General features: G+C 46.6%; 5 protein-coding genes. All 5 read right to left on the minus strand.

What is annotated here, in order from left to right:
• Window positions 1-632: ABC transporter ATP-binding protein (locus ACTXGO_RS09360; RefSeq protein ID WP_443574191.1), on the minus strand; the 632-nt coding region annotated here is incomplete at its 3' end.
• 83 nt (window positions 633-715) lie between these two features.
• Complete coding sequence (locus tag ACTXGO_RS09365) at window positions 716-1,615, minus strand: ABC transporter permease (protein ID WP_443541871.1); 900 nt, start codon at window positions 1,613-1,615, stop codon at window positions 716-718.
• A gap of 241 nt (window positions 1,616-1,856) precedes the next feature.
• Window positions 1,857-2,885, minus strand: coding sequence for an ABC transporter substrate-binding protein (locus ACTXGO_RS09370; RefSeq protein WP_443574193.1), 1,029 nt, complete (start codon window positions 2,883-2,885; stop codon window positions 1,857-1,859).
• A gap of 78 nt (window positions 2,886-2,963) precedes the next feature.
• Entirely contained in the window at window positions 2,964-3,992 is a 1,029-nt protein-coding gene (locus tag ACTXGO_RS09375; protein ID WP_443574195.1) for an ABC transporter substrate-binding protein, read from the minus strand.
• A 445-nt stretch (window positions 3,993-4,437) separates the two neighbouring features.
• On the minus strand, window positions 4,438-5,138 hold a 701-nt coding region (metG, locus tag ACTXGO_RS09380; protein WP_443574197.1), incomplete at its 5' end, for a methionine--tRNA ligase subunit beta.

The following is a 5,138-nucleotide window of genomic DNA, read 5'->3' on the forward strand; positions in this document are numbered from 1 at the left end:
TGCTGCATAGAGTGGGTGACCATCATTGTCGTCAGATTATTGTCAGTGACGATCTTGTCTGTGAGCTCTAAAACAAAGGCGGCAGTCTTAGGATCAAGGGCTGCGGTGTGCTCATCAAGCAAAAGGATTTTGGAGGGTTGCAAGGATGCCATAAGCAAGCTGACTGCCTGACGCTGACCTCCTGAGAGCAGACCCATACGATCGGTCAAACGATTCTCTAAGCCAAGCTTTAGCACCGATAACTTTTCACGAAATAGATCGCGATTATTTGGGTTAAGAGCAAAACTCAAACCACGTTTGCCGCCGCGCTTATAAGCGAGCGCCATATTTTCTTCAATCGTCAATGCCTCACACGTGCCTGCCATCGGATCTTGAAAGACGCGAGCGACCCAATGCGCGCGCTCATGTGCACTTTTTTTGGTAACATCGATACCATTTAACAAGATAGAGCCGCTATCGACGCGAGTGGTACCGCTAACGGCGTTCAAAAACGTCGATTTACCCGCGCCATTCGTACCGATAACAGTGACAAACTCGCCATCTGCAATATTTAGATCAATACCGCGTAGTGCTGGATTTTCGATAGGGGTGCCTGGATTAAAGGTCAAGCGTAAATCATTTGCTTGCATCATAATCGTGATTCCTTATGTTTGCTGATCACGCATCTTGTAGGGCGTATTGGATAATCAAACATGCCTAATAATATAAGCGAGCGTTAAACTTTTAGCTTACGCGACAAAAGCTGAGTTTTGGCCTTAGGTAGTACCAGCGCCAATACGACAAGAAGAGCAGTAATCAGGTTGAGATCCTGCGGACCAAAGCCGATACTCCGTAGCGTATCGCTTGATAAAGCGACTTGAATAAATAGCTTATAAAGTACTGCACCGACGATAACGGCAAAGGTAATGAGCCAAATACGCTTAGCAGGGATTATTGTCTCACCAATGATGACCGCAGCTAGGCCGATAACGATAGTACCGATACCGATAGAGATATCAGCGCCGCCTTGCGTCTGCACAAATAGCGCACCTGCTAGGGCAATTAAGCCATTAGAGATTGCCATACCGATGATGGTCATCCATGAGGTATTGATGCCTTGCGCTTGCGCCATACGCAGGTTTGAGCCTGTTGCGCGCATCGATAGACCAGACTCCGTACTATAGAACCAGTCCAAAAACAATTTGGCGACCAAAACCACTGCGCCAATGATCAAACAGCGCATCCAAAAGCCATTGTCATTAGTCACAAGTGAGCTAAATACCGTCGTCTCGCCTAAGAGCGGTAGGTTCGGCGCGCCCATAATACGCAAGTTGACTGAGTATAGTGCAACCATAACCAAGATACTGGCGAGCAATTGCAAGATACCAAGCTTGACGTGTAGCCAGGCGGTGACGATACCAGCAACCGATCCTGCAAGCATACCAAAAGCGCAGGCAATCCAAGGATTGATACCGGCGACGATGGAGATACCGGCGACAGCGCCACCAAGCGGAAAGCTACCATCAGCGGTCAAATCAGGAAAATCAAGCGTACGAAACGAGATGAGTACACCTAGGGCGACTAAGCCGTAGATAAGACCACTCTCAAGCGCACCGAAAAAGGCAATTAAGGACATAAGAAATCAATAAGTCAAAAGCGCTGCAAGTCACAACGACTAGGCGGTGAATGAAACAGATTTAATAACCTGCAAGAAAGGACTTGGTATTATAAAACAGGTAGCATTTTAAGATAAGTATCATTTAAACGTCAGTATCTCAAACCTTAAAAAAGCGCATTGAGCGCTTAAAAAACAACCCAGCGAGTTCCAATCTTGACTGGCTTAGCTGGGTTGTTTGCACTCTTATTATCTAAAAATACTATTCTACCACTTCTTTAGCATTATCAATAACCGCTTGTGGCAAAGTTACGCCTTGTTCCTCAGCATTTTTTGGACTGACGTACAAATCAAGCTTTTGCGGAGTGTAAACAGGGATATCACCTGCGCTCTCGCCATTTAAGATACGGCTAACGATTTTGCCCGTCTCACGACCCAAGCTATAGTAATCAACGCCAAGAGCTGCAATTGCGCCGCGCTCAACAGAGCTAGTATCAGAGGCAATAAGTGGGATTTTGCTCTCTCTTGCAACTTGATACAGCGACTCATAGGCGGAGACGACATTGTTGTCCGTTGACGTATAGATCATATCAACGCGGCCTTCTAAGCTACGAGCTGCCATGGCAATATCGTTGCTACGCGCAGCAGGCGCTTCTTGTACCGAGATGCCCATAGGCGCAAGCTTCTCTTTTAGATTCTTTAAGATGATCGTTGAATTGACCTCACCTGGGCTATACACATAACCGACGTTTTTAAGACCTGGGATGATCTGACGCATCAAGTCAATTTGCGGCTCATAAGGAAGCGCATCTGAGCCACCTGTAACGTTAGTGCCTGAACCGTCAAGACTAGTAACAAGTTTGGCTTCAACAGGGTCGGTTACTGCTGAGAACACTAGCGGAATACTGCTGGTCGCGGCTGCCACTGACTGCGCTGATGGCGTACCAATAGCGACGATGACGTCTGACTCATCAGCGACGAACTGTTTGGCAATCTGACCTGCAGTTGCCGTATTGCCCTGCGCACTTTGGAAGTTGACGTTTAAGTTCTCGCCTTCGGTAAAGCCTTGTTCAGCCAACTCATCGATCACCCCTTTGCGGACATCATCAAGGGCAGGATGCTCTACGATAGCGGTGATAGAGACCGTCTTGGTCGGTAGCGTCGTATCGCCGCCCGCTGCGCCGTCGATAGTGTCAGGATCATCGGTTGGTGCTTGATTACAGCCGGTCAAAATAGCAGTACATAGACCGCCTAGCATAAAAGCTTTACGAAAACGATTGGGGTTAAACATAAGTCTTACTCCTAAAAATAAAAGGGTATCCATACAAGGTGTTGAGTTTTAACGGTTTTAAACATGAAAGCGATGCGATCACTCGTTAGTGTTTGGTGTTTGAGTATCGACGTTGATAGCCTCTTTGAGTAGCGCAGCTGGTATACTCACGCCTTGCGCCTTGGCATGTTTGGGACTGACATACAAGGTTAGCTCGTTCATGACCTCAGGTGTGATACTGCTAGTGGCTTCACCATTTAACACGCGATATACCATCTTGCCTGTAGTACGGCCAAAGTCGTAATCGTTAACGCCCAGCGCTGCTGTAGCGCCGCGTCCAACACTGAATTCATCAGAGGCGATCACAGGTATTTTGAGCTCATTGGCAGCGTTTGCCATCGCTTCAAATGCCGAGACGACATTATTATCGAGCGAGGTATAAATAATATCAACACGGCCGCCCAAGCTGCGCGTCGCCATAGCGACATCAGTAGGACGGTTAGCAGTGACTTCTAATATATCAAGCCCGCGTGCAGGTGCTGCTTCTTTGAGCTGCTTTAGGACGCCAACTGAGTTGGCCTCACCTGGACTATAAACATAACCTATGGTCTTGGCATCAGGGGCAATCTGCTGAATGAGATCAAGCTGCGGCTCGATAGGCAACTGGCTTGATAACCCTGTAACATTGTCTTGCATAGGTACATTGTTAGCATCAATGAGCTTAGCGCCTAGGGGATCAGATATTGCCGTATAAATGATAGGAATGCTGGTCGTCGATGCAACCACAGACTGTGCTGATGGGGTAGAAATAGCTACAATGGCATCTGGCAGATCGCCTGCAAACTGCTTAGCAATTTGTCCAGCGGTAGCAAGATTGCCCTGCGCACTTTGAAAGTTGACGTTTAGATTGTCACCTTCGGTATAACCTTGCTCTGCCAGCTCATCTAATATACCGCGCCGGATCTCATCAAGTGAAGGATGCTCAACGATTTGGGTTATAGCTAGGCTTTTGGTCTCTATACTATCTTCAGTTGCATTGGTGTCTGCCGTATTTGAGCAACCGATCAAGCCCAGCGCGCCAATAGCAGCGGCATATAGATTGAGACGTAGAGTCGTGGCAAAAGTCATAATAGAAGAACTCTTTTATTAAGTGAGGGGCATATCAGTGCTGATGGTATTGTAACCTTTGCTATATTATGACAGCAAGGTTACCTTGTGCAATAAGAAGCGCAATAAAAACTATACTATTTAAGCCAAAAGGCTCAATCAAAAACACGCCAAAGGCTACGAAATAGCCAAGCAATGACATAAAAAGGTATCTCTACTATATCTATAAAGAAAAACCAATCCCATGCATCCCAGTCAACATGACGCTGTCGACGCGATGTGGGTTTGATGTCTGCTGTAAACCAAAAAAGCAGTATACTAATGAGCGCGCAGCCAATAGCTATCCATAATGCGGTTATATCACTAGTTACGTACCAATAAATGATAAGTCCAAATGCCGTATAGATAAGAATATCAGCTAGCAGCCTAAGCAATATCATAAGACGCTCCAGGAGCCGCAGCTTACTTAAGCAAGGGTGTCACCAACAACGCACTCATCAGGTAAAGTCACAACGGTCAGTCCCGTTTTTGGATCACCTGTTGATAGCACCATGCCCTCTGATACACCAAATTTCATCTTACGCGGGGCAAGATTGGTCACGCAAATCACCTTTTTGCCTAGTAATTGCTCAGGCTCATAAAACTTACGGATACCACTAAACACATTACGCGGCTGGTCTTCGCCAACGTCTAAGGTAAATTGCAATAACTTGTCCGCGCCCTCGACATGATTACACTCAACCACATGCGCGACCCTCATCTCAACCTTAGCAAAGTCTTCAATACCGATGTAGTCATCAGCACTATCGTTAGTTTGCTCAGTATTTTTCTTATCGGCTACTGCTTTAGTGTCATTACTAACTGCTGGCGCGTCTGTTTGTGTAAGTGACGCTTTTGAGTCTTCAACCATCGCCGCCACGTCTTTTTCTTCGATACGCTGCATAAGCGGTTTAAACTTATTGATCTTGTGGCCTAGCAGCCACTGGTTACGACTGGCGAAGCTTAAATCATCAATATTTAAGAACGCTTTGGCATTGCCCGTAAGCTCAGGTAGTACAGGCGCAAGATAAACCATCAATTGACGGAAAATATTAATCGCCACCGAGCAGACGTCTTGTACTTCTTGCTCAGTGCCCTCAATCTTAGCAAGCGACCAGGGCTTTTTGT

It is taken from the genome of Psychrobacter sp. T6-1 (assembly GCF_052258445.1).

Coding starts and splice junctions, on each gene's coding strand:
- ACTXGO_RS09365 (WP_443541871.1), bottom strand. CDS start 1,615: ATGTCCTTAATTGCCTTTTTCGGTGCGCTTGAGAGTGGTCTTATCTAC.
- ACTXGO_RS09370 (WP_443574193.1), bottom strand. CDS start 2,885: ATGTTTAACCCCAATCGTTTTCGTAAAGCTTTTATGCTAGGCGGTCTA.
- ACTXGO_RS09375 (WP_443574195.1), bottom strand. CDS start 3,992: ATGACTTTTGCCACGACTCTACGTCTCAATCTATATGCCGCTGCTATT.